The organism is Bradyrhizobium sp. USDA3010 (assembly GCF_056429065.1).
In genome coordinates this window covers 152,703-177,041 of the sequence record NZ_JBWJZD010000016.1, presented here as the reverse complement: position 1 = coordinate 177,041, position 24,339 = coordinate 152,703, and the positions used below count along the sequence as shown (strand labels likewise).

21 protein-coding genes are annotated in these 24,339 nt (G+C 64.9%); 16 read left to right on the top strand and 5 right to left on the bottom strand.

What is annotated here, in order from left to right:
• Positions 1-154: 154 nt before the first annotated feature.
• A complete protein-coding gene (locus AC066Y_RS23980; protein WP_478276019.1) occupies positions 155-1,447 on the bottom strand; it encodes a hypothetical protein in 1,293 nt (430 codons plus the stop codon).
• Between the two features lie 107 nt (positions 1,448-1,554).
• Positions 1,555-1,818, bottom strand: coding sequence for a hypothetical protein (locus tag AC066Y_RS23975; RefSeq protein WP_478276018.1), 264 nt, complete (start codon positions 1,816-1,818; stop codon positions 1,555-1,557).
• Between the two features lie 429 nt (positions 1,819-2,247).
• Here AC066Y_RS23975 and AC066Y_RS23970 point away from each other — a divergent pair, with 429 nt between their 5' ends.
• The 11 genes from AC066Y_RS23970 (at position 2,248) to AC066Y_RS23920 (ending at position 11,846) form a co-directional block, all read left to right on the top strand.
• Positions 2,248-2,544, top strand: a complete 297-nt coding sequence (locus AC066Y_RS23970) for a hypothetical protein (protein WP_478276017.1) — start codon at positions 2,248-2,250, stop codon at positions 2,542-2,544.
• A gap of 32 nt (positions 2,545-2,576) precedes the next feature.
• The gene (locus AC066Y_RS23965) at positions 2,577-2,876 is read left to right on the top strand and encodes a hypothetical protein (protein WP_478276016.1); all 300 of its coding nucleotides are present in this window, start codon (positions 2,577-2,579) and stop codon (positions 2,874-2,876) included.
• Positions 2,877-3,021: 145 nt separating this feature from the next.
• Positions 3,022-3,354, top strand: a complete 333-nt coding sequence (locus AC066Y_RS23960; protein WP_478276015.1) for a hypothetical protein — start codon at positions 3,022-3,024, stop codon at positions 3,352-3,354.
• A gap of 58 nt (positions 3,355-3,412) precedes the next feature.
• The gene (locus AC066Y_RS23955) at positions 3,413-3,631 is read left to right on the top strand and encodes a hypothetical protein (protein WP_478276014.1); all 219 of its coding nucleotides are present in this window, start codon (positions 3,413-3,415) and stop codon (positions 3,629-3,631) included.
• A gap of 6 nt (positions 3,632-3,637) precedes the next feature.
• On the top strand, positions 3,638-5,911 hold the full coding sequence (locus AC066Y_RS23950) for a polysaccharide biosynthesis tyrosine autokinase (RefSeq protein WP_478276013.1): 2,274 nt from the start codon (positions 3,638-3,640) through the stop codon (positions 5,909-5,911).
• A 78-nt stretch (positions 5,912-5,989) separates the two neighbouring features.
• Positions 5,990-6,742 (top strand): class I SAM-dependent methyltransferase, encoded by a 753-nt coding sequence (locus AC066Y_RS23945; protein WP_478276012.1) that lies wholly within the window; start codon positions 5,990-5,992, stop codon positions 6,740-6,742.
• A gap of 3 nt (positions 6,743-6,745) precedes the next feature.
• Positions 6,746-7,861, top strand: a complete 1,116-nt coding sequence (locus tag AC066Y_RS23940; RefSeq protein WP_478276011.1) for a glycosyltransferase family 4 protein — start codon at positions 6,746-6,748, stop codon at positions 7,859-7,861.
• A complete protein-coding gene (locus AC066Y_RS23935) occupies positions 7,858-9,150 on the top strand; it encodes an O-antigen ligase family protein (RefSeq protein ID WP_478276010.1) in 1,293 nt (430 codons plus the stop codon). Before AC066Y_RS23940 ends, AC066Y_RS23935 begins: the two co-directional genes overlap by 4 nt.
• 26 nt (positions 9,151-9,176) lie before the next feature.
• Positions 9,177-10,466: an MATE family efflux transporter gene (locus AC066Y_RS23930; RefSeq protein WP_478276009.1), complete on the top strand. Its 1,290-nt coding sequence runs from the start codon at positions 9,177-9,179 to the stop codon at positions 10,464-10,466.
• Positions 10,463-11,089, top strand: coding sequence for a class I SAM-dependent methyltransferase (locus tag AC066Y_RS23925; RefSeq protein ID WP_478276008.1), 627 nt, complete (start codon positions 10,463-10,465; stop codon positions 11,087-11,089). Before AC066Y_RS23930 ends, AC066Y_RS23925 begins: the two co-directional genes overlap by 4 nt.
• 85 nt (positions 11,090-11,174) lie before the next feature.
• Complete coding sequence (locus tag AC066Y_RS23920; RefSeq protein WP_478276007.1) at positions 11,175-11,846, top strand: class I SAM-dependent methyltransferase; 672 nt, start codon at positions 11,175-11,177, stop codon at positions 11,844-11,846.
• Between the two features lie 21 nt (positions 11,847-11,867).
• Here AC066Y_RS23920 and AC066Y_RS23915 read toward each other — a convergent pair whose 3' ends face one another.
• The 3 genes from AC066Y_RS23915 to AC066Y_RS23905 form a co-directional block, all read right to left on the bottom strand.
• On the bottom strand, positions 11,868-12,587 hold the full coding sequence (locus AC066Y_RS23915; protein ID WP_478276006.1) for a class I SAM-dependent methyltransferase: 720 nt from the start codon (positions 12,585-12,587) through the stop codon (positions 11,868-11,870).
• Between the two features lie 8 nt (positions 12,588-12,595).
• Positions 12,596-13,900: a nucleotide sugar dehydrogenase gene (locus tag AC066Y_RS23910; RefSeq protein ID WP_478276005.1), complete on the bottom strand. Its 1,305-nt coding sequence runs from the start codon at positions 13,898-13,900 to the stop codon at positions 12,596-12,598.
• Positions 13,901-13,973: 73 nt separating this feature from the next.
• Complete coding sequence (locus AC066Y_RS23905; RefSeq protein WP_478276004.1) at positions 13,974-15,284, bottom strand: glycosyltransferase family 4 protein; 1,311 nt, start codon at positions 15,282-15,284, stop codon at positions 13,974-13,976.
• Positions 15,285-15,400: 116 nt separating this feature from the next.
• Here AC066Y_RS23905 and AC066Y_RS23900 point away from each other — a divergent pair, with 116 nt between their 5' ends.
• The 5 genes from AC066Y_RS23900 to AC066Y_RS23880 all read left to right on the top strand — a co-directional run bounded on the left by AC066Y_RS23900 (position 15,401) and on the right by AC066Y_RS23880 (position 24,023).
• Complete coding sequence (locus tag AC066Y_RS23900; RefSeq protein WP_478276003.1) at positions 15,401-16,639, top strand: glycosyl hydrolase; 1,239 nt, start codon at positions 15,401-15,403, stop codon at positions 16,637-16,639.
• A gap of 111 nt (positions 16,640-16,750) precedes the next feature.
• Positions 16,751-18,937, top strand: a complete 2,187-nt coding sequence (locus tag AC066Y_RS23895; RefSeq protein WP_478276002.1) for a bi-domain-containing oxidoreductase — start codon at positions 16,751-16,753, stop codon at positions 18,935-18,937.
• Positions 18,934-20,928, top strand: coding sequence for a heparinase II/III family protein (locus AC066Y_RS23890; RefSeq protein ID WP_478276001.1), 1,995 nt, complete (start codon positions 18,934-18,936; stop codon positions 20,926-20,928). Before AC066Y_RS23895 ends, AC066Y_RS23890 begins: the two co-directional genes overlap by 4 nt.
• Positions 20,925-22,079 carry a glycosyltransferase gene (locus AC066Y_RS23885; protein ID WP_478276000.1) on the top strand — a complete coding sequence of 385 codons (1,155 nt, stop codon included), beginning with the start codon at positions 20,925-20,927 and terminating at the stop codon, positions 22,077-22,079. Before AC066Y_RS23890 ends, AC066Y_RS23885 begins: the two co-directional genes overlap by 4 nt.
• A 672-nt stretch (positions 22,080-22,751) precedes the next feature.
• A complete protein-coding gene (locus AC066Y_RS23880) occupies positions 22,752-24,023 on the top strand; it encodes a calcium-binding protein (protein WP_478275999.1) in 1,272 nt (423 codons plus the stop codon).
• The last annotated feature ends 316 nt before the right edge of the window (positions 24,024-24,339 follow it).

Genomic DNA, 24,339 nt, shown 5'->3' with positions numbered 1-24,339 from the left:
GGAAATGAGAACGGCAGACTCGTATCGTCGGTCATGGCGAGTGTGGCGGCCCGGATGCGCGGAGGGTGGGTGTCAGCAACCGAATCCTACGCCACCTCAGCGGCTTACGCCACGCTCGCCAGCCTCTCAACAAGCCGCTGATGAATAAGACGGGCTAGCCCGCCTGCAACGGTGAACGGCTGATCCGCTGTGCCAGTCCTGTTCCGATCACGGCTCCCAACACGATCACTCCGGGCAGCGCCGGCAATTCCGGCAAGGTAAAGGCGGCGAGCGCCAGCGTCAGCAACACGGCTGCCGCCGCCGCGGGATAGGACCAGTCACGGCCGCGATTGCGTGCACCGGCCGTGAACGCCGCGATGCCCACGACCGTAACCGCGAGTGAAGTCCAGAACATGGCGGAACCGAACTGCGCGATCAAGGCGGCGGCGCTCGTTGCCACCACGGGCCGCGTGGTCGCCCCTTGCCAGTCCATGTAGGTCGATGCCAGCTTTGCCGTGGTGCCGGCGCCGCCGCCGAGCGCGGGCAGGTCGGCGAGCAGATTGTGGGTCGACTGCACGAGCTCGTCCGGCGCATGGGCGAAGGCTATGGCAAGCGCCACGTCGGGATGACGGTTGGCGATCGCCGTTACCAGCGCGATCAGCGCGATCGCAGCCGCAGCAGCAGCGCTGCTCCAGCGAGGCAGATGAAGTTTTCGCGCGGCGAAGGTCATCAGGACGAGCGTGATGCCCGCTGCGATTGCGATCGCGGCGCCGCGCCGGCCGTACCAGCAGGCGCTGGCGGCGCAAAACAGCGCGCTGGCGGCGAGCAGCCGGCGCAATCGGGCCGACTGGGCCGCCGTGCGGCCGCCAATATGTCCGCCGACATCGAGCGCGCGCGCAAGGCTGAACGGGACGCCCATGAGAACGACGACGAGGAATCCGTTTGCCGTCCCGTCGTGCGCAGCGTCAGCCGCGCCAAGCCAGGCTTTGATCGGATCGCTATACAACAGCAGGATCAGCGCCGCGACGGCCGCCGTCGCTGCAATGCTGCCGGCCACCATGTCGGCGCGGCGGGCATCGATCGCGATCGCCGCGGCGGTGATCATGACCGAGAGCAGCGACAGCCAGAGCAGCAGCGCGCCAAGGCTTGCACCGGTATCGACCGTGATGCTGCCGCTGAGCGGTGTCTCCAATGTTTCGCCGGCGAACTTCCACACTGGATGCGCCCAGAACGGCAGCGGAAGCATCTGCAGGATGATCCAGAGCATCGGCACCAGCGCTGCCGCAACGGCGGGCCCGGCGACCCGCTTCAGGAAAGACAGTTCACGTGGCCGGATCGCCGTCAGGCTTGCCAGCAGCCCGAGCGACGTTGCGGCGCCGACCAAGCCAATTGCGAGCGACGCGTTGATGAGACCCACCGGAATCGACGTGCCGATCAAGATGCAGATGAAAGCCGTGACGTTCCACACGGGAGAAGCAAATCCTTGGGAAACAGGTCCTGCGGAGGATCAGAATGCAAGGCAGCGGGATGCCCCGGGCTCGCCGCAAGGTCAATGGAAATCGGCCGCGTAGCGCGCTACTGCGGACGGCGCGCGGCGATGAGCGGCGGCGAGGTACGGGACCGGAGCAGCGGCGCGAAGGCGCTCGCGAGATATCCGGCCTGCAGCGATACCATGGCGATGATTATGAGCAGCGCAGTCTCGGACCATGAGAGGCGCGCTACGCCGATGGCGGCCAGCAGCATGAGTTCAGCAAGCATCACCGGCACCAGCACCAGACAGTGCTGGCGCAGCCCGAGCACGGCGCCGCCGATCAAATTGCCAAGCAAAACAAATAACATAACCAAACCCTGCGCCCGCATATTATCGGGCCGGGTCCTAAGCCGGGGTTAATCCGGTCGTCGCAAATCGTCGGAAGGTCACACGAAATCAAAGCCCAAGATCAACGCCCAAGATCAGAGGCCAGGCGACGTCGCGCGGGCGGCTTGCCTCACGGCGCCGTGCCGGTGTCGCTGAATTGCCTCATCTTGCTAACATTTTTTATCAATTGCAGCGCAATATATCGCCGATTATTGTGATTGTGGCAGTCGGAGCGTTACGGCTCCGCCGAAGTATTTGAATGTCGCGTGCGAATTTCATTCGAGCAATGTCATGCACCAGATCCGTAACGCTGAGCGGTCCGATCGTGGCCGCCTACAACGCAACTTTACTTCGTAATTCAATCAAGCTTGCGCCCTGATACTGGGGCGTGAGCCGGCCCGGCCGGCTTCATGACACGCTTACGATCACCTTCCGGCTCACGCGGGGCGACGGCATTGCCGTGGCCGGTACGATGGTCGTCGTGGCTGTTCTGCGCCGTCGTCACTTTGGCGCCACTGCCGCTCGGTTCGGTCGGCGGCGTCGCGTCCGCCATCTGGTCGATCCTGCTCGGGATCGCCTTGCTCGGGGTGTTGCCGATGCGCTTGCGCGGCAGCCAGCTCGCAATCCTCGCGGTGACGGCGCTGCTGACGGCGCTCGCCATGCTGGTGCTGCACGAGCAGTCGGCGGTGCGCCCTGGTTGGGCGTAGCACCGAACGCGCTGTGGGCGGAGGCCGGCAAATTGCTGCCCGCCGAGCTTCCGCCCGCCGTGACGATCGCGCGCAATCAGCCGTTCTATTCCGTGGGCGCCGGGATCGTCTGCCTGCTCAGCTTTGCGATCGGGGTCGTGCTCGGTGCGAACCGCGCATTGGCGCGCGGGTTGCTGCGGGCGGTAGCTGTGGCCGGCCTGCTCTATGCGATCCTTGGCATCTTCACCTTCGCGATCGATCCCACCCGGATCTACCTGTCGGCGCGCGCTTCAGCACGATCGGCCTGTCGGATGAGGGACGGTTCTCGACCTATCGCGCGACGTTGCGGATGATCTGGGATCATCCCTGGCTCGGCGATGGTTTCGGGTCCTTCGAATGGGTCTATCCGGCCTATCGCACCGACGACATCTCGTTGCGCGGGACCTGGAACCGGGCCCACACAGCTGGCTCGAGTTGGCGTCCGACGGCGGAATGTCAATGGCCGGCGCGGTCATGATCGCGCTGCTCGCAGCCTTCGGCGTGCTCGCGCATGGCGTGCGAACCCGCCGCCGCGACGTGATCGTGCCGCTCGCGGCGCTCTGCGCGTCGGCTGCCGGCGCACTCCATTCGATGATCGATTTCCCGCTCCAGATCACCGGCTACGCCGTTGTTATCGCGGCGTTGCTCGGGGCGGGCCTGTCACAATCGTTCCGCTCCGGCAGGACCACAGGCGGTGGTCGCAGCGAGAATGAAGCCTGTATTGCGGCCGGTTCGCCAATTGACGTTGAATTCGCGGGTCGGCCCGTGGGCGCGGCCGGGCAGGGGTTTTAATTGGCGCGATAACTCCGACTATGCTAACAAACTGTTAGTATTCGTTAGGGAGATAGCAGTGTTCACATTTGAGCGATCCGGCGGTCTTCCCGCTCCGCGCCTGGCGGTATTGGCACGCGCGGCGCCCGGCGGCGGCGCGCTCGAGGCCATCAATGGCAACAACGTGAACACCGGCACTTTCAGCCTCGCCTCGTCGGTCACCGGATCCGGCAGCGGGGCGACGGGTGCGACTACCGGCGGCGCGAGGGCAGGATGCATCCTGCCGGCGCGGCGATAGGACGAGATGCTTCAGCGCAACCAGATCTCGCCGTCTGTCGATCTGAGAGATCGTTCGGCCGAACTGCCGTCGCTGGCGGAAACATTCGACGCCTTCGTCACCTATCTGCTGCGGCAGTATTTGGTCATCCTCGGGACTGCCGGGCTCTGCCTGTTCGGCGCCATCTGCTATCTGATGACGGCAGCGCCGAGCTATACCGCGCTCGCCACGATGATCATCGACACGCGCAAGCTCCAGGGCGCCCAGCAGCAATCGCCGGTGAATGACGCACCGGTCGATTCCTCCGCGGTCGAGAGCCAGGTCGAAATCCTGAAGTCGGAGAACGTGGCGCTCGCGGTGATCCGTGACCTCAAGCTCAACGAGGATCCGGAATTCATCGGCTCCGGGGCCGGCGCGGCGGGAGCGGTGCTGGATTTCGTGTCCGGCCTGTTTGCCGGCAGCGCGCCGCCCAACGAATTCTACCGGACCCGGCGCGCGGTCCGCACCTTCGAGAAGCAGCTCGACGTCCGCCGCCGCGGCATGACCTATGTGATCGAGGTCTCTTTCCGCTCGCTCGATCCCGAGCGCGCGGCGCAGATCGCCAACGCGGTTGCCGACGCCTACATCGTCGAGCAGCTCGATTCCAAGTATCAGGCGACCCGCCGCGCCAGCGTCTGGCTGCAAGACCGCATCCAGGAGCTGCGCAGCCAGGCATCCAATGCCGAGCGCGCCGTGCTCGACTACAAGAAGACCAACAACATCGTCACGTCCAGCGGCAAGCTGCTCAATGAGCAGCAACTCGGCGAGCTCAACACCCAGCTGGTCCAGGTGAAGTCGCAGGTCACCGACGCCAAGGCCAAGCTCGACCGCATCGAGGCGGTGGTGAAGGGGGGCGTCCCCGATGCGACGGTTGCCGATACCCTGAACAACCAGGTCATCACCAAGCTGCGCTCGCAATATCTCGAACTTGCCAACCGCGAGGCCGACTGGTCGTCGCGCTACGGCTACAATCATCTGGCCGCCGTCAATCTGCGCAACCAGATGCGTGAGATCCAGTCGTCGATCATCGAAGAATTGAAGCGGCTCGCCGAGAGCTACAAGAGTGACTATGCGATCGCCCTGCAGCGTCAGGCCGAGATCGAGCGCGCCGTGAACGATTCGGTTTCGCAGTCGCAGTCCACCAACCAGGCGCAGGTCACGCTGCGCGAGCTCGAGAGCTCGGCCCAGACCTATCGCTCGCTCTATGACAATTTCCTGCAGCGCTACATGGAAAATGTGCAGCAGCAGTCGTTTCCGGTCAGCGAGGCACGAGTGATCACCCGTGCCTCGCGTCCGCTCAGCAAGAGCCACCCGCAGACCTTCGTCGTGCTCGCGCTCTCGGCGATCGGCGGCCTGATTGCCGGGCTGGCGCTCGGCGTGTTGCGCGACCTCTATGACCGGGTGTTCCGCACGGCTGACATGGTCGAGACCATCCTGGATGCCGATTGCGTCGCGATCGTTCCCCGCCTCTCGCCAAGCCAGCTCAAGGCGCCGGTGGCCGGTCGTCCGAACCTGCCGGTCGCCGCGCGCCTGATCCAGCGCGGCGACGAGCCGGTGCTGTGGGCGGCGATCGATTCACCATTCTCGCGGTTCTCGGAAGCGATCCGCTCGATCAAGGTCAATGCCGACCTCAACGTCACCAAGCCGTCGAAGATCCTTGGCCTGACCTCGGCGCTGCCCAACGAGGGCAAGTCGACGCTCGCCTTCGTGTTCGCGCAGCTGGTCGCCCAGAGTGGGGCGCGCGTGCTCCTGATCGATTGCGACCTACGCAATCCCTCGCTCAGCCGCAAGGTCGCCGCGAACGCCGAGCGCGGCATTCTGGACGTATTGTCGAACAATGCGACATTGCAGGACACGCTGTGGCGCGATCCCGAGACCGGTCTTGCCTTCCTGCCGGGCGCTACACGGTCGCGCATCGCACATTCGCACGAGGTGCTGGCCTCCGACCAGATGAAGGATTTCATCGCCGGGGTCCGCGGCCGTTATGATTACGTGATCGTCGACTTCCCGCCGCTGACGCCGGTGGTCGATGTCCGTATCACCGCGCACTTCGTCGATTCCTTCGTCTTCATCGTGGAATGGGGCAAGACCCAGGTGCCGGTGGTCGAGCGGGCGCTGCGCAGCGCGCGTGCGGTCAACGAGAACCTGCTCGGCGTCGTGCTCAACAAGGCCGATATCGCCGCGATGAGCCGCTATAGCGGCTATGGCGGCAAGAACTACTATTACAACTCGCATTATGGGCGATATGGCTACACCGAGTGAGACCCGGGGTGGAATGCCCCGGCGTGCCGCCGCCTGGCACGAGCTTGCCCGAATGCCGCCCGCAGAGATGGCCAGACCATGACGATGGAATTCAGCATCGGACAGCATAACGCGCATTATGAGGGCGTCTATTCGGCGCAGGAGCGCGACTGGCGCCGCGTCTGCGCGGTCGACAAGGCCGGTCATATTGCCGGCTTGCTCGGTGCTTCCGCCGCCGGTGTCGGCAACGTGCTCGAGGTCGGCTGCGGCACCGGCGCCGTGCTGGCGCGGCTGTCCGCGATCGGCATCGGCCGCGACTTCACCGGCATCGACGTCATCGACCCCGCAACCAATCTGGAGACCGACGGCGCCGCTTCAGCCCCGTTCCGCTGGTCGAGCTATGACGGTGCAACGATCCCGTTCGCCGACGGATCGTTCGACCTCGTCTATGCCAGCCATGTGCTTGAGCACGTACCCGAACCGCGCGCGTTTCTGCACGAGCTTGCCCGGGTGGCGCGGAATTTCATCTATGTCGAGGTGCCGTGCGAGCTGCATGCGCGAACCAATCGCCGGGCGCTGCAATCGACGCTCGACATCGGCCACATCAATTTCTACACGCCGGACACGTTTCGCCTGGTGCTGGAGACCGCGGGGCTGCACGTTGTCGGCTTCGGTACCTATGATCACAGCCTGCCGGTGCACGCCTTTCATTCATCGCGGGTGAAGGGGCTTGCCAAGAGCCTTGTGCGGAAGGCGCTGTTGTCGGTCAGCCCCGAGCTTGCGACCCGGCTTGCGACCTATCATTGCGGGGCGCTCTGCCGACGCGACGAGCCGCCGCCGCGGGACCTATAAGCCATGGCGCCGCGCGTGGTCGTCTTCAACAACATGATCACACCCTACACCAACCGGCTCTACAACGAGCTGGTTGACCGTGGGCTCAATCTCGCGGTGCTGTCCTGTACCGCGCAGGAGGCCGATCGCTCCTGGGCGGGATCGTTCACGCCGCGCTACACGACGCGCACGGTGCCCGGTGTCTCGATCCCGCTGTCGCGGTCGCGTCACACCCATCTCAATATCGGGATCGGGCGCGCCTTGAACGCGCTCGCGCCCGACCTGCTGTTCGTCAATGGCCTTTATCCCTCGATGCTGGCCGGCGCGGCATGGGCGCGCGCCAACGGCAGGGCGCTTGCGTTGACGATCGACGGCTGGCGCGAGACGATGCCCAACACGGCCTATCATCGCCTGGCGCGGCCATGGCTGCTGCGCCAGTGCGACGCCGTCGTGTGCTGCAGCGACAAGGGCAGGGCGTATTTCCGCGGCGAGGGTGTCGGCGACGACGACCTGTTCGTGGTGCCGCTGGTGCCGGCATGGGATCCGCCGGACACCGTCCCGGGTTGCCACGACCGTCCATTTCACCTGCTCTGGTGCGCCCGCATCAACGACGACGCCAAGAACGCGATCTTCTTCGAGAACGTCGCCATCGCGCTCGGCCGGGTCTTGCCCGGCTTGAGGGTTCGCGTGGTCGGGTCCGGCGCTGCCGAGCAGCGCATGCTGGCGCGGCTCGGTAGCGCCGGCATCGATGTCAGCCACGACAGCTATGTGCCGTGGCAGGCGATATCGGAGGTCTATCTGCAATCGCGGCTGCTGCTGCTGCCCTCGTTGCTGGAACCGTGGGGTCTGGTGTGCAACGAGGCCTTGCAGTGCGGGGTTCCTTGCCTGGTGTCGCCCCATGTCGGAGCGGGCGGCGAGTTGGTCCGCGACCACGACAATGGTCATGTTTGCGCGCTCGATCAGCAGGCCTGGGTCGACGCGGCGCGCGGCCTGCTCGAACATCCCGCGCGCTGGGAGGCGATGTCGCAGCGGGCCCGGCAGAGTGTGCGAAAGGACGCGCTTGCCAGCGCCGCGGCGCGCTTTGCGGCCGCGGTCGATCATCTCTTGAGGGCACCGGCCCGGCAGGAAGCCGTTCAATGATCGGCAGATGGTGGTTTCGAACCGAGGTCTTTCTGCACGCCTATCTGGTGATGGTGCTCGGCTGCATCTACTTCCTGTTCAATTTCGTCGAGGGCATCTCGTTCGCGGAACGGGCCGGGGAGTCCACGCTGTTCCGCGGCGCGTGGCTGCTGCTTTACATCCTGCTGATGCTGCACATTGCGGTCGATCGCAAGCGCTTCGGCCTGCTGATGCTGCAATCGCATCTCTATCTGACATTCATTGCCTTCGCGCTGGTGTCGCTGGCGCTGAGCGCCGACCCCGCGGGCGCGTCGATCAAGTTCGCGATGTATCTCCTGACCACGCTGTTTTCGGCATGGGTCGTGATCAGCTGCCCCGTCGATCGGCTCGTCGACACCCTGTTCCGGATCGGGATCGTGGTGCTGATCGTTCACGTCCTGCTGTTTCCGGTGATCGGCTCGCAATGGGACTACGACCCGCTGCATCGGCCGACCGTGCTCGGGACCCAGGCCTATGCCGGCGTGTTCGGCCACAAGAATCTCGCGGGCGCCTTCTTCGGTCTCATGGTGCTGATCTGTTTCGTCCGCATGCTGGCGGGGCCGCGGCGGCAGTTCGGCTGGTCGCTGTTGCTGATGGGGTGTCATCTCTTTGCGCTCGCCGCTGCCGGCGCCGCAGGACCGCTGATCAGCATGTTGACGGCACTCGCCGTGACTTTCGGGCTGCTGTTGGTGGTGCTTGGGCACAGGGGAGCTGCCTCGATCTACTGGCTCGGCCTCGCCTTTGTTGCGCTTGTCACGTTCGCCGTGCCGAGCGACGAATTGTACGGGCTGGTCGGCCGCAGCGGAAACCTGACCGGCCGCTCGTTCCTCTGGGCGGTCTGGCCGCATTTCTTCTGGCAACACCCCTGGCTGGGCTACGGCTTCTCCGGGTTCTTCAACGAACTCCCGAACTCGCCCGTGAACGAGCTGACGAGCATGGCGCCATGGAACACCGAGTTCGGCTCGTTCGAGAATTCCTATCTCGATGCCTTCCTCCAGTTCGGCCTGCTCGGCGGCGCGTTCTATATGCTGCTGCTGGCGCGGGCGTTGTGGAACACCATCGTCTTCACGTTCGAGCGGCGCGGGATGTACTGGCTGGCGCCGTTCGCGATGCTGCTGTTCGTCGTGATCGCGTCAGCCAACGATTCCAGTCAGTTGCTGCATAATTATTTCGGCTGCGTGCTGGTGTTCTGGTGCTATTTCGGGCCGGAAGCCAGGCTGCAAATGGCGCCGCGGCGGGCGTTTGCCAGACTGCGTGTGAGTGAGGCGTGAGTGCGTTGACCGAAAGGCTGGATCGAATGGCGGCCCAGACCCGGGTGGCCGGTGCTGCGCGCGGAGCGCTCGGCCGACTGCGGCGCGCCGGGGGCAATGTCGCGCTCGGCTTGATCGATCAGGCGCTGCTTAGCGGCTCGGCCTTCGTGCTGACGATCGTGCTGGCCAATGTGCTCGATATCAATTCATTCGGCCGATTCAGCGTCGCCTGGTCGTTCTCGATCCTGATCGAGGCGGTATTTCTGCGCGGGTTGTTCGACGACGGGCTGCCGGCGGCCGCGCATCGCATCCCGAAATCGCTATGGCCGCAGCTGCGGCTCGGCCTCTATCTGTCGTCGCTGCTGGTCTCGGCCGCGCTTGGCCTTTCGCTGGTGATTGCCGGCCTCGTGATCGGTGCGGTCGGCGGCGTCGCGGGCGGGCTCGTGATCGCAACCGGGCTGGCGATCCCTGCGGTTCGGCTGCAAAGCATGTTCCGCCGCATCTGCTATCTCGATGGGCGGCTGCCGCGCGCGGTCGTGTCGTCGTTGACCTATTGCGCGGCGCTTGTCGTCTCGGCCGGGCTGATGATCACGCTCAAAATGACCGGCGCTGCGGCTGGGATGGCCTGCATCGCGATCTCGGCGGCGCTCGCCGGCAGCTTGCTGCTCGCTCACACCAGCGACCTGGCCTGGCCGCAGACCAGGATCTTCCGCGGTTCGCTGCAGCGGCTGTTTCGCAACGGTCGCTGGTTCGTCGCGACCTCGCTCACCTACTGGATCGGCAGCATCGGGCTGATCCCGGTCTGCGGCTTCCTGATCGGGCTGGACGCGAGCGCGTCGCTGCGGATCCTGCTCCTGGTGTTCGCACCGCTCAGCCAGTTCTGCGCGACGATGTTCTCGGTCCGGTTGCCGGAGATCGCAGCCGAGCTGCGCGCCGGCCGGCGTAGCGCGGTCGCCGCTGCTGCGCGCGAAAATGCCGTGCTGCTCGGCTCGATCGCGCTCGCCTATGGCGCGATGGTCGTGCTGCTCGGCCAGCGCATGCTCGCCCTCATCATCCACGGCCAGAGTTACGAGATCGGTACCGGCAGCATCGCCTTGATGGGGACCGCGATGGCGCTCGACGCGGTGTGGCTCGGCCTCGCGCTGCCGCTGTTTGCGACCGGCAGGCCGCAGCGGTTCATGCTGAGCCGGATCGCTGGCCTCCTCGCGCTGTGCTGCGTTCTGCCGCTTGCGGCGGAGGCGTGGGGGGTGATGGGTGCGGTTGCGGCGATGGTGGCCTCCAGCGCGGCATCGGTGATCGTGGTCGTGCTGACCAATTCGGTGCGGGAGCAGATATGACCGACGACGCACCCGGCCACGCGCTCTCGAAGCTGCATATCGGCGCCTTCAATTGCGGCATCGCGGGCTGGATCAACACCGACATCACGATGCATCTGTGGATCGCGCGCCTGCCGCTCGCGGCGAAAGCGTTGCATCTCGCCGGCCTGCTGAGCGACGCCCGCTATGCCGAGCATCGCCAGGGGAAGTTTGCCGGGCTTCGCTACATGGACCTGACCAAGCCGTTGCCGTTCGCGGATGGCAGCCTCTCGGCGGTGTTCAGCGCGCATGTCTTCGAGCATCTGTTTCCCGACGAGGTCGAGCGGCTGGCGCGTGAGATCGCGCGAGTGCTGGCGCCGGGCGGGGTGTGCCGCATCGTCGTCCCCGACATGGAAAGGATCGTCGCGCTCTACGATCCGGCCGCACCGCAGGCCTTCCTCAAGGGGGTGTTCGAGATCGAGCGCCGCAAGGAGGCCGCCTTCGCGCATCACTGGGGCTTTACGCGCGCCTCCCTCGCGGCGCTGTTTCGCGACGCGGGCTGTTCCGAGACCCACACCCGGGCCTATCGCGAGGGCATCTGCCCCGACATCGATCGGCTCGACAACCGGCCGGACGAGTCGATCTTCTTCGAGGCGATCAAGTGAACGAGATCGGCAAATCGATGCACGGCCGCGTGAAGAATTGCGCGTGCCGTGCTAGACCGACGCGACCGGTAGCAGGAGACTGACATTGCTGGGCGCAATTCAAGCTCGATTTTCCGGTGCAGCGCGCAAGCGGCGCGGCGAGTTCCTCGTCCGCACCGTGAACCTGCCGCTCGACGCAAAGATCCTCGATCTCGGCGGCGGCACCGGCCGGCACATTCGCGCGATCCTGCCACGCCATACCGACATCACGGTTTGCGATATATCGGCCGACGATTTGAAGGCCGCGCGCGAACGCTTCGGGTTCAAGACCGTTCTGCTGCAGGAGACCGAGCGGCTGCCGTTCGAGGATCAGGCGTTCGACTTCTGCTTCTGCTCGTCGGTGATCGAACATGTCACCGGGCCGAAGCAAGACGTCGTGACGATCGAGGACGACACGGCATTCCGGAATATCGCGCGCGAGCACCAGAACCGCTTTGCCGGTGAGATCTCCCGGGTCGCGAAGTCGTTTTACGTGCAGACGCCGCACCGGTACTTTCCGATCGAGAGCCATACCTGGCTGCCCGGAATCATCGTCCTGTTGCCGAGGCGACAGCAAATCGCACTGATCGAAAGGTTCAACCGTTTCTGGTTCAAGCGGACCGCGCCCGACTGGCATCTATTTGACTGGCGCGAGATGACCGAAACGTTTCCGGACGCGAAGATCTATCGCGAACGATATCTCGGCATGACCAAGTCGCTGATGGCGATCAAGGCCTGAGGCGGGCATCTGCCCGCTGCATCAATTGTCGCGGCGGGCGAGGATATTGATCAGCGTGCCGACCGCGGGCCGGCGATCGAGCGCTGGCGGCAGCGGCGAGCCGCCAAAGCTGACGCCGAGCATGGTGAGGCCATGTTGGCGCAGCAGGCCCTGCATGACGGCCGGCGTGGTGTCGAACTTGGAAAAGGCGAGGTAGCGGAACAGCGGCCGTGCCGACGCGCGCGACGAAGCCGCATGTGCGAGCTTGTAGCCCTGGCGCAGCAGCGATCCGCGATTGGGGATCGAGACCAGCAACAATCCGCCGGGCCTGAGCACGCGATGGATCTGGGCGAGGCACTGCGCCACATCGGGGACATATTCCAGCACGCTTGCGCAGAGCACGCCGTCGAAGGATCGATCCGCAAACGGCAGGTTTGCGATGGTCGGAATCTGCCGGAATGTGAGCCGGTCGGCCGGCGGGCCGTCGGCGGGGCGGCCGCGTGCCGCCGCAATCATCTCCGACGACGCGTCGACGCCGGTGACATCGCAGCCGCGCGCGGCGAGCAGGCGGGAGAGCGTTCCGGTGCCGCAACCTGCATCGAGCCAGCGCTGACCATTGAGGTTCGCGTTCCCGAGCAGATCGAACATCGCGGCCGTGCGCGCCTTGAAGGTGCGGCTCCGATGCAGCCTCTCCCACTCCGACGAGATCTCGTCGTGAAAGCGGATTTCAGGTCGGTCGCGGGTCTTGGCCATGGTAGCCATGGTGTTCCCTACCAGTGGAAGCCTTTGGCGCGCACCTCTCGGGGCAGTCCAATGTCCGACAGTTCGAGCACCACCTGGTCGGGCCGGGTTGCCTTCAGCGCCGCAACGAAGCGCGGATCGGCCGTCGTCAGCACGATGATGTCGGCCCATTCGATCGTCGCCGTCACATCGTCATGCAGCAGGCCGACCAGCTCAGGGTTGCGCATCAAGAATTCCCGGTTGGCGCCGATCAGTTGCGACAGCTGCACGTTGGGGTCGTAGATCCGGATATCGCGCTGCTCGCCGCGCAAGCTTTTGACCAGCTCGACGAAAGGGCTGTCGCGGACATCGTCGGTGCCGGCCTTGAAGCTGATGCCGAGGAACGCGATGCGGCGGCCGTCATGCGACAGGATCCAGTCGGCGCCGCGCGACATGATCATGTCGTTGCTCGGCAGGATGCTTTCGAGCACCGGCGTCGACAGTCCACGGCTGTGCGCAAGGTGCTTTAGCGCCTTGACGTCCTTGGGCAGGCAGGAGCCGCCGAAGGCAAAACCCGGCCGCAGATAGGCCGGCGAGATGTTGAGCCTTGTATCCTGCAGGAAGATGTTCATGACGTCGCGCCCGTCGATGCAGAGCGTCTTCGCGATGGTGCCGATCTCGTTGGCGAAGCTGACCTTCAGCGCGTGCCAGCTGTTGTCGACATATTTGACCAGCTCGGCGGTCTCGACCGGCGGGGTGATCTTGGCGCCCGGCAGATCCTTGTAGAGCGCCATGACGCGGTCGGCGGTTTCCTGGTTGAAGGCGCCGACCACGGTCTTGGACGGCGCGTTGAAGTCCGCAATCGCGCTGCCTTCGCGCAGGAACTCCGGATTGAAGGCGAGGTCGAAATCGCGTCCGATCTTGTTGCCGGAGGCTTCCTCGATCAGCGGCCCGACGGTGGCGCGGGTGGTGCCGGGTAGCACCGTGGAGCGGATCGTCACGGTATGCGGCGCATTCTTTGCCCGTAGCCCGCGGCCGATCTCGATCGCGACCTGCCGGATCGCGGTCAGGTCGAGATTGCCGTTGGCGGACGACGGCGTGCCGACGCAGACCATCGATATGTCGCTGTTGACGATCGCCTCGGTGGCGTCGGTGGTTGCGGTCAACTGACCCGTTGCAACCGCGTGCGCCACCTTGTCCGAGATGCCCGGCTCGATGACCGGCGATCGGCCCTCGCGGATCAGGTCGACCTTCGCGATGCTCTTGTCGACGCCGATAATCTGGTGGCCGAGCTCGGTGAAGCAGGCCGCGCAGACCGTTCCGACATAGCCGAGGCCGAAAATGCTGACGTTCATGCTTCGACCTTCGACAATTCAGCGACCTGCGCGTGGCCGCGTCGTGTTTCGCGTGAGTGAGGCGGCGGGGCGTTCAACGCGATGCCCGCCCGGCGGCTGCATTGGCGTTGACACCAGACGCCTGCGCGGTCGGCCGCTCCGCGGTGGCGGTCGCGCGTGGGGCGCGGCTCTGCCAGGGAAGCTTTCTGGCGAACAACGCCTCATAGGCGGCGAGCAGCTTCGGCTCCTCGTGCGTCCAGGACAATTCGCGCTCGACGCGGCTGCGGCCAAATGCCCCCATCGCCTGCCGCAGCGACGGATCATCGATCAGCGTGATGATCTTGCTGGCAAAATCCTGCGGGTCGTTCTGCGCCGCATAGAGCGAGGCGTCGAGCGCTGAGCGGCGGCCTTCGCGAACCTCGAACTGAACGATCGGCCGTCCGAGCGCCATGTACTCCATGATCTTGTTCATGGTGGAGATGTCGTTCATCGGTGTGACGCGATCCGGATTGACGCAGACGTCAGCGGTCGAGAGCATCGTGAACAGCGCTTCGTCGGCGATGGCGCCGGTGAAATTCACGTAGCCGGAGAGCTGCATCTCTTCGCAGAGTTTGACCACCGCATTCCACTCCGGCCCGGTGCCGGCGATGTTGAACTGGATGTCGGTGCGGCCGAGATCGTGCACGATGTGGCCGATCGACTGCAGCAGGAGATCGATGCCTTCCGACTGGCCGATCACGCCGACATAGCCGACGCTGTAGCGCCGGCCATGGCGCCAGGCCGGATCGGCGGGGCGGGAGCGTACCCGGTCGAGATTGGGGCCGGAGCGCACCACGAAAATCCGGTTGGCCGGCACGCGGCCACGGGTGATCGCGATCTCGCGATAGGATTCGTTGGTCGCGATCGAGATGCTTGCGGTCTTGAAGGTGAGATATTCGACCAGCCGCAGCAGATGCCAGAAAAAATCCCTGCGGCCGAATTTTGCTTCGTAGAGCTCGGGATTGACGTCGTGATGGTCGAACACGAAGCGCTTGCCGCCGAGCTTGAACAGCAGGCCGATCAGGAAGATCAGGTCGGGCGGATTGCAGCCATGGATCACGTCGAAGCCGTGCTTCCACGCCACCTTGATCGCAAGCCACGTCTCCCAGAACAGCGCGACCGGATATTCGATGAGATAGGCGGCGATCCCGCGCGCTTCCAGCGGCATCGGATGACGGTAAATGTGAATGCCGTCGAGGCACTCGTAGGATTCGTGATGGCCGCGGCCCTTCGGGCAGATCACCGAAACTTCATAGCCGGCCTGGCGCAGCGACGTTGCCTCGCACCACACCCTGCGATCGAAAGGAACCGGAAGGTTCTCGACGATGATCAGGATCCGCCGCGGTGATGGTTCAGCTCTCGACATCTGCGATGATCTATACCATTGACCTAACAACATCACAATCGACTAACATCGGCATTAACATGCGCGGCTTCCATTTTGCAATCCCGCCGCGGATGTGACGGCGACGAGACACGGACATGGCAGGCAAAGTGAGGGATTGGGCACATAGGGCGTTGATCGCACTGGTTTTGAGTGCGCTGGCGCCGCTGGCTCACAAATGGCCGCTGCAGTGGGCCGGTGCGGCGGCAAACGATGTGCTCAATGTGAGCCATGTGAACGTGGTGATCCCGCCGACGCTTTTCGGCATGACGATCAATGCGATCGGGCAGTCACAGCCATGGCCGGCGCTCAAATTTGACGGCGTCCGCCTGTGGGGCGCGATCTACTGGGCGCAGATCAACCCGGCGCCCGGCATGTACAATTGGGCGCGCTTCGACGCCATCCTTGCGGCGGCGGAGCGCGAGCACGTCGAGATCGTCCTCAATCTCGCCTTCACGCCGCGCTGGGCCGCGTCGGTGAAGGATGCGCCGCCGGCATTCACGCCCGGCGCAAGCTCGCCGCCTGCCGATCTGGCGTCATGGGATGAATGGGTGCGCGCGGCTGTTACGCGCGCTGCCGGCCGCATCAAATACTGGGAAATCTGGAACGAGCCCGAGGATCCCAAATATTACTCGGGCGATATCGCGACCATGGTCCAGATGCAGAAACGGGCCTACGAGATCATCAAGGCCAGCGATCCCGCGCTAACTGTGCTGACGCCGTCGTCCAACGGCACGCCGGATGGCTATCGCTGGCAACAGGCCTTCATGGCGCAAGGCGGCGGACAATATGCCGATGTCTTCGCCTTCCACGGCTATACGAGCGAACCCGAAGCGGTGATCGGAATCATCGCCCGCTTCAAGCAGATCCTCGCCGCGCACGATCTCTCCACAAGGCCGATCTGGGACACCGAGGCCGGCTGGCCGTCCCACGAAGACAACCCGGATGGCTTTCTGGCGCGCGCCTATATCCTGAAATGGATCAGCGGTGTCGACCGGTTCTATTGGTACGAGTTCGCCGGCGGGGGCAGCGACTTCGGCAAACTGTGGGACCGGGCGCGCGGGCTGCTTCCGAGCGGAATTGCCTATCGCACGGTCCAGTCATGGTTGGTCGGCGCCAGTGTCGTGGCGGCGGACAGGACGTCGCCGTCGACCTGGCGCGTCGAACTCCGCATGCCGGATGGCCGCAACGGCTTGATCCTCTGGACCACCAAGGGGCGGTCCCTACATCGGGTCGACCAGCGCTTTAGCCGTTACCAGGGCCTGGACGGCGGCGAAGGAACTGTCGCCAACGGTGAGGTCGAGATCTCGCCCAAACCGGTCCTGTTGCTGGAATGATAACGATGTTAAACGTCTGCGCCATGGGATAACAATCACGATGTTCTTATCTTCATTGCGGGCGGCGGGCGCGATACAACGGGCACTGTTAACTCGAGGCGTTGACCGACTGTGAAGCAGATCGCGCAGAACTATAAGAGCGGCGAACTCAAGCTGATCGATGTGCCGGCGCCGCGCTGCCGCCCGGGCGGAGTCCTGGTGCGCACGGCATTTTCGGCGGTGTCGACCGGCACCGAGATGATGAAATTCACCGAGGGCCGGCTGTCGCTGCTCGGCAAGGCGCGTGCGCGCCCCGACCAGGTTGCCAAGGTGGCGCGCTCGGTCCGCCAGCAGGGATTGCTTGCGACCTATCAGAAGGTGATCAACCGGCTCGATTCCTACACGCCGCTCGGTTACTCGCTGTCGGGCACCGTCGTGGAAGTGGGCGAGGGCGTCGGCGGCTTCTCGCTAGGACAGCGGGTCTGCTGCGGCGGCAATCAATATGCAACCCACGCTGAATACAATTGGGTGCCGGTGAACCTCTGCGTGCCGCTGCCGGCCGGTGCAGCGCTCGACCAGGCCGCGTTCGCGACGATCGCCTCGATCGCGCTGCAGGCGATGCGCCAGTCGGAGATCGGTTTCGGTGAAACCGCCTGCGTGATCGGCCTCGGCCTGATCGGGCAGATCATGGTGCGCCTGCTGCGCAGCGCCGGTGTCGTGGTCGTCGGGCTCGACAGGCTGGAGCCGCGCTGTCGTCAGGCGGAGGCGGCGGGCGCCGCGCTCTGTGCGGTCGCATCTGACGATGCTGCGGCCGGGTTTCTCGCCCGGATCGACCAGCTGACCGCAGGCAACGGTGTCGATTGCGTGTTCATCACGGCGGGCAGCGACGATCCGGATCTCGCGTCGCGTTCGGCCGCGTTGCTGCGCGACCGTGGCCGTATCGTCGACATCGGCAAATGCACGCTGAACCTGCCGTGGAACGAATTCTACGACAAGGAGCTCGACGTTCGCTTCTCGCGCTCCTACGGCCCCGGCCGCTACGATCCGCTCTACGAGGAGGGCGGCATCGACTATCCGATCGGCCATGTGCGCTGGACCGAGAAGCGCAACATGGAGGCGATCGTCGCGCTGCTCGCCGACGGACGGCTCGATTTTTCGTCGCTGATTTCCGAAGTGGTGCCGCTGGAGCAGGCGGCATCGGCATTCGAGCGCATGAGCCGGGGCGAGGTCGGTCTCGGCATGGTGTTCGCCTATCCGGACGCCGCTCCCCGCGCGATGCAGATGGTCTATCGTCCGGCCGTTGCGCTGCGCAGCGGCCGGGTCCGGCTCGGCGTCATCGGCGCGGGCAATTATGCCTCCAGCATGCTGTTGCCGCAGCTTGCAAGTCACGCGCGCGTCGATCTCGTCGAGGTCGCCACCAATACGGGCCTGAGCGGCGCCACCGCGGTGCGCAAGTTCGGCTTCGCGCGTGCCTCGACGGATGCGGCCTCGGTGCTCGAGGCCGACGACATCGATGCTGTGCTGATCGCGACGCGCCACGCCTCCCACGCCGATCTCGCGGCGCAGGCGCTGCGCGCCGGCAAGGCGGTGTTTGTCGAGAAGCCGCTCGCGATCGACACAGATGCGCTCGATCAATTGGAGCAGGCGATCCGCGAAACCGGCAACAACAGGCTGATGGTCGGCTTCAATCGCCGCTTCTCGCCGCTGCTGCAAGCCATGCGCGCGGCGTTCGCGCCGGCGGGACCGCAGACGCTGCAATATCGCGTCATCGCCGGCCCGCTGGAGAAATCATCCTGGTATCTGCAGGCCGAAAGCGAAGGCAGCCGCTTCGTCGGCGAGGGCGGCCATTTCATCGATGTGTTGTCCTGGTGGCTCGGCGCCGAGCCGGTGCGCGTCTCGGCGCGTACCGCGGGCAAGGATGTCGACAATCTCATCGCCACGTTCGACTTTGCCGACGGCTCGGTTGCGAGCCTCAGCTATCTCACCGGGGGCGATCCGCGTGTGCCGAAGGAGGCGCTCGAAATATCGGCGAGCACCGGCTTTGCCGCCTTCGATAATTTCGCGGGCTTCGAGGTCTGGCACGCCGGACGGCGGACGGCGAAGAAAGCGCGGCTCGACAAGGGGCAGCGGCCGATGCTGGATGGCTTCATCGCCGCGGTCGCATCGGGGGCCGCGATGCCGATCGGGCTCGAATCGCTGCTTGCGACCACCCGCGCAACGCTCGCGGTGCAGGAGAGCGCAGCCGCCGGAATGCCGGTCGATCTGACGATCGGCGCAGCAGAGCAGGGCGTCGCACGCGCCTTGACTGCGTTGAGATGAATCCGGCCTGGTATCTGCGCAGGCTGCAGCGCATGGAGCCGTCCGAGCTTGCGGGCCGGGCGAACGATCAGCTGCTGCGCCTGCTCTGGCGCATCACGCCGCCCGATATCGCACGACACGCCAGCGCCAGGCTTGCCCCGGGCCCGCGGCAGCCGCGGCTGAAGCCGCTGCCTTTGCCGGCGCACGCTCCACAGCAGGCCGCCGGGCGACTTATCCAGAGCGCCGACGGGATTCTGGCCGGACATTGGCAGGTCTTCGCCAGAGTTCATGATGCCTTGGGTGAGCGGCCGGACTGGTTCGTCGATGTTCGCAGCGGCAAGCGGGCGCCTGCGGACATGTACGCGTTTGCGGTTCCCTATCGCGACGAAGCCGCGGTCGGGAACATCAAATACATCTGGGAGCCGTCGCGTCACCACCATCTCACGGTGCTCGCGGCCGCGTATTACCTGACCTCGGACGAACGCTACGCCAGGCGCGTGGCCGCGCATCTCACAAGCTGGTGGCGCGAGAATCCGTTTCCGCGCGGCCCGCACTGGATCAGCGGCATCGAGCTCGGCGTGCGGCTGATCTCGTGGGCCTGGGTGCGCCAGCTGCTGCAGAACTGGCCCGGCGCGCCGGCATTGTTCGAGGACAATGAGCGGTTCCTGACGCAGCTTTACGCGCATCAATACTGGCTGTCGCAGTTCCCGAGCCGAGGCTCCTCCGCCAACAACCACATTATCGCGGAGGCTGCCGGGCAGTTCGTGGCGACCTGCGTGTTTCCGTTCTTTCGCGACAGCGCGCTGTGGCGCCAGAATGCCGCCAGGACGCTGGCAGACGAGGCTGTTGCGCAAACCTTCGCCTGCGGCAGCAATCGTGAGCTCGCGACCGATTACCACGGCTTTGTCCTCGAACTGCTGCTGGCCGCGGCGGTGCAGGGCGAAGCGTCCGGGCACCAGCTGGGCGACGTGGTCTGGACCACGATGTGCCGCATGAGCGACGTCATCGCCGCGATGCTCGACGATCGCGGTTATCCTCCCCGTCAGGGCGATGGCGACGAGGGCGTTGGCCTGTTGCTCGACGATCACACCGGCAATCGCTGGCTCGGTCTGCTCGCCACCGGCGCGCATCTGTTCGGCGAGCTGCCATGGTGGCCCAAGCTGCCGGAGCCCGATCTGCGCACGTTTCTTCTGACCGACGGCATCAAGGCGCGTGCGATCGCTGCGCGGCCCGCGCGCCGCCCGCATTTGCTTGATGAGGCGGGGCAGACTTTTCTCGTCGATGCCGGCCGAGCGGTATGGTGCCGCTGCGATCACGGCCCGCATGGGCTCGGCCGCATTGCGGGGCATGCCCATGCGGATGCGCTGTCGCTCGAATGCCGGATCGGCGGCGTCGATATCCTCGCCGACCCCGGCACCTATTGCTATCACGGCGATCCGCGATGGCGTGCCTATTTCCGTTCCACGCTGGCGCACAACACGCTCTGCCTGTTCGGGCGCGACCAGTCGGTGTCGGGGGGGCCGTTTCTCTGGACGCGGCATGCGCAGAGCCGGCTGATCGCATCAAGCGGCCTGGACGATCGTGATGCGGACGCGCGCTGGGTCGCGGAGCATTCGGGATATCAGGACGCAGCAGGTCGTCTCCTGCATCGCCGTTCAGTGCAATTGCAGCGTCAGGCGGCGCGGCTCGTCGTCACCGATATTGTGCTTGCCGATGAGGGGCTTGCGGTGCCGGCGAGCCTCAGCTGGCATCTCGGTCCCGACGTCGAATGCAAGCTCGAAGGGCGTATCGCACGCCTGTCATGGCCCGGTGGACGCGGCGAGCTCGAACTGCCGGCGGCGCTCAGCTGGACAGTGTATCGTGGTGACGAAACCGTGCCGGCCGGCTGGTATTCGCCGTCGTTCGATCTCAAGGTGCCGGCGACGACGCTGATCGGCTGCGGAACGCTGGCCGCCGGCCAAAGCCTGCTGACGGAGCTGCGCTGGTTTCCCGAGCCGGCACGCCGATCATGAAGATCCTGGTCGCTCACAACAGGTATCAGGGACGCGGCGGCGAAGACGTCGTGTTCGAAGCGGAAGTCGACCTGTTGCGCGACGCTGGACACAGTGTTGAGAGGCTCACGGTCAGCAACGTAGCGATCAATTCGCTTGCCGCGCGGATCGCGACGACGCTGTCGATCGCCGATAATGCGGAGGGAAAACGGGCCATGGCGGAGGCGATCGACCGCTTTCGCCCCGACGTCGTCCACGTCCACAATTTTTTCCCGCTGCTCTCGCCCGCCGTGTTCGATGTCTGCCGGCAGAAGCGCGTGCCTGCGGTGGTGACGCTGCACAATTATCGCAGCATCTGCACCGGCGGCATGCTGCTGCGCGACGGCCGCATCTGCCACAAATGCCTGGACCGCGGCCATCTCTGGGGCGCTGCCCATCGTTGCTACCGCGGATCGCTGCCGGGTTCGCTGGCCTCGGCCTACATGATTGCGCGGCACCAGCGCCGTGGCACCTGGACGCGTCCCGGTCTGCGCCTGATCGCGCTGACGCAGTTTGCCCGAACGTTGTTCACGCAGGCAGGCTTCGATGCCGGCCGGATCGACGTGAAGCCGAACTTCATGGCCGATCCGGGTGCACCCGATCCGGCCATCCCGCGCACCGGGCTGCTCTATGTCGGACGGCTGAGCCGCGAAAAGGGCGTCGGCGTGTTGCTCGACGCTGTTGCGGGGACCGGCATGCCCTTGCGGATCGTCGGTGAAGGACCGGAGCGCGCTGCACTCGAAGCTCGGGCGCCCGCCAATGTCAGGTTCCTCGGCGCGCTCTCGCGTGCAGGCGTGCTTCGGGAAATGGCGAGCGCCCGGGCGCTGGTCGTGCCGTCGCTATGGTACGAGGGATTTCCGATGGTCGTGGTCGAAGCCTTCGCACAGGGGACGCCGGTAATCGCATCCGAGATCGGCGGCCTTGCCGAGGTGGTGAGCGCCGGCAAGACCGGCGCATTGGTGCCGCCGGGCGATGCGGCAGGGCTCAGACAGCGCATTGTTGAGCTTCTGGGCGCCCCCGATCTCGCAACGGCATGGGGGCAGGCTGCCCGGACCGCCTATCTCGAGCGCTACGCGCCGGATGAGAATCTGCGGCTGCTCGAGGCCATCTACGCGCGCGCCGCCGCTGGATGATCGCCGCAGACGGTTGCTTCGCGTGTGATCATCGGGCGCCGTCTTGCCGTTGCCGCGCGCTTGTCCCTAACGGATTGCGGCGAATCTGATGTTAATTTGTTATGTCGGGCGCTTGATCTGGGTCCGCTCCGGCGTCAGCCGGACGGCGGAATTGCCCGATTCTGTGATCGATTCTCCCGTTTTCGCCCGCTTGGCGCTCGCAGCCTGCAACCAGAACCCGCATAACGCCGTTCGCGTGCCGGCCGGTTGTGACGTTTGACGCTTTTCTGAAAAAGCTCTCACGCGGCGCAGAAATATTTTTTCAGATCGGAAAATCGCGTCGAAGCGCGCGCAAAGGCTGCGAAATTCCGCGCCCTGGCGCCATCCTGGGACCGGATGAAACCCCGTATAATCACTACTCTTTTTTGCATCGCGGCTAACATTTGTGAGCTGCCTGCGCTGAATGTTACTCTGCGACCGAGATGGTGCTAAGTCTCACATAAGTCTCATGGAACCGGACGTTAATGGCGCATTGCTGATTGACACTCCGGTATTGCGGACTTAACAATGGACTTAACAAGTTCGTAACCTGTGTCCACATTTGAGCTGCGTCGCAACAAACCAGTTGTGATTCAACAGCCTAAGTGCGGGCGAGCGGCTTGAATCCTCGTATCCCAAGCAGGGGCTACATCGATGGCGACTTACAATCTCGACCAGACCGACCTCAAACACGCGATCAACTCCACGATCGATCACGCGACCCAGCAACAGATTCTTGACTATCTGATCAACGCGGGGGTCGGGTACACCAGCCCGGACGACGGAACGCAGATTCCGGTGCAGGTGGGTGCTGGGATCTCCAACCCGGATCCGGCTGCCAACGTTCTCATCGAAACCAACGCCAATAACACTGTTAACACTGACGCCAACCTGAAGGCGATCATCGAGGCCACCAACAGCGACGTGACGCTGTCGGTCAACGGCAGCACCCCGGTGCTGGTCGCGACCGGCTCCGGCAACGATCAGGTCTTCATCAACAACACCGGCGATACGACGGTCCTCGCCGGCGGCGGCAATGACACGATCTTCGGTGGCGCGGGTCATGACTCGCTCAGCGGCGGTGCCGGCAATGACGTGCTTGTCGACAACGCCTCCGGTCACAGCACGCTGGATGGCGGCACCGGCAACGATCTGCTGGTCGGCACTGGAGCCGACACGCTGCTCGGCGGCTCCGGCAACGACACGCTCTACGGCGGTACGTCGTCTGATCTGGTGGGCGGTCGCGGCGACGACGTGCTGGTTGGCGGTACGGGCAACAATCTGCTCAGCGGCGGCACCGGCAACGACGCGCTCTACTCGAACTCGGATGCGTCGCACGGCTCGCGGCTCGACGGCGGTGCGGGCAACGACTCGCTCTATGGTGGTGCGGGCGCCGATACGCTGTATGGCGGCGCCGGCAACGATCTCTTGGTCGGCGGTACCGGCACTGTTGCCGAGTACGGCGGCGCCGGCAAGGACGTGCTCTACTCGGGCAGCGATGCCTCGCACGCGACCTCGCTCTACGGCGGTGACGGCAACGACTCGCTCTATGGCGGTGCCGGCAACGACACGCTGTATGGCGGCTCCGGCAGCGACACGCTGGTCGCCGGCTCGGGCAACCAGACGCTGATCGGCGGCGGCGGCAACGACTCGTTCGTTGGCTCCGCCTCCGGCACGGCCTCGATGGTCGGCGGCTCGGGTCAGGACTACTTCTACCTGTCCAACCTCCACAGCAGCGACACCATTGACGGTGGTGCCGGCAACAAGGACTCGCTGACCTTCCTGGATCACGCCTCGACCGATGTGACCGGAATCACCGCGGGCAAGGATGGCTCCCTGGACGTCAACTTCAGCAATGGCCAGGTGACCCAGATCAGCAACATCGAATACCTGATCTTCAACGATGGTCACTCGACCAAGCTGTAAGATCCCAGGTCTGCACTAGACTAGGTCTGCACTAAGCGAAGGCGCCGCCTCAACCCTGGTTGAGGCGGCGCTTTCTTGAGACGGCATGTGGCGCTCTGATATGTCGTCTGATCACCTTGAGTAGTGCGACGAGCTGCTCTCACGATGAGTCATCGAGAGAATTAACGGCGGCTTGAATCCTCGTATTCCAACCAGGGACTACGTCGATGGCGACTTCCAATCTGAACCAGACCGACCTCGAAACGGCGATCAACGCCACGATCGATCAAGCGACCCGGCAGCAGATTCTCGGCTATCTGATCGACGCGGGGATCGG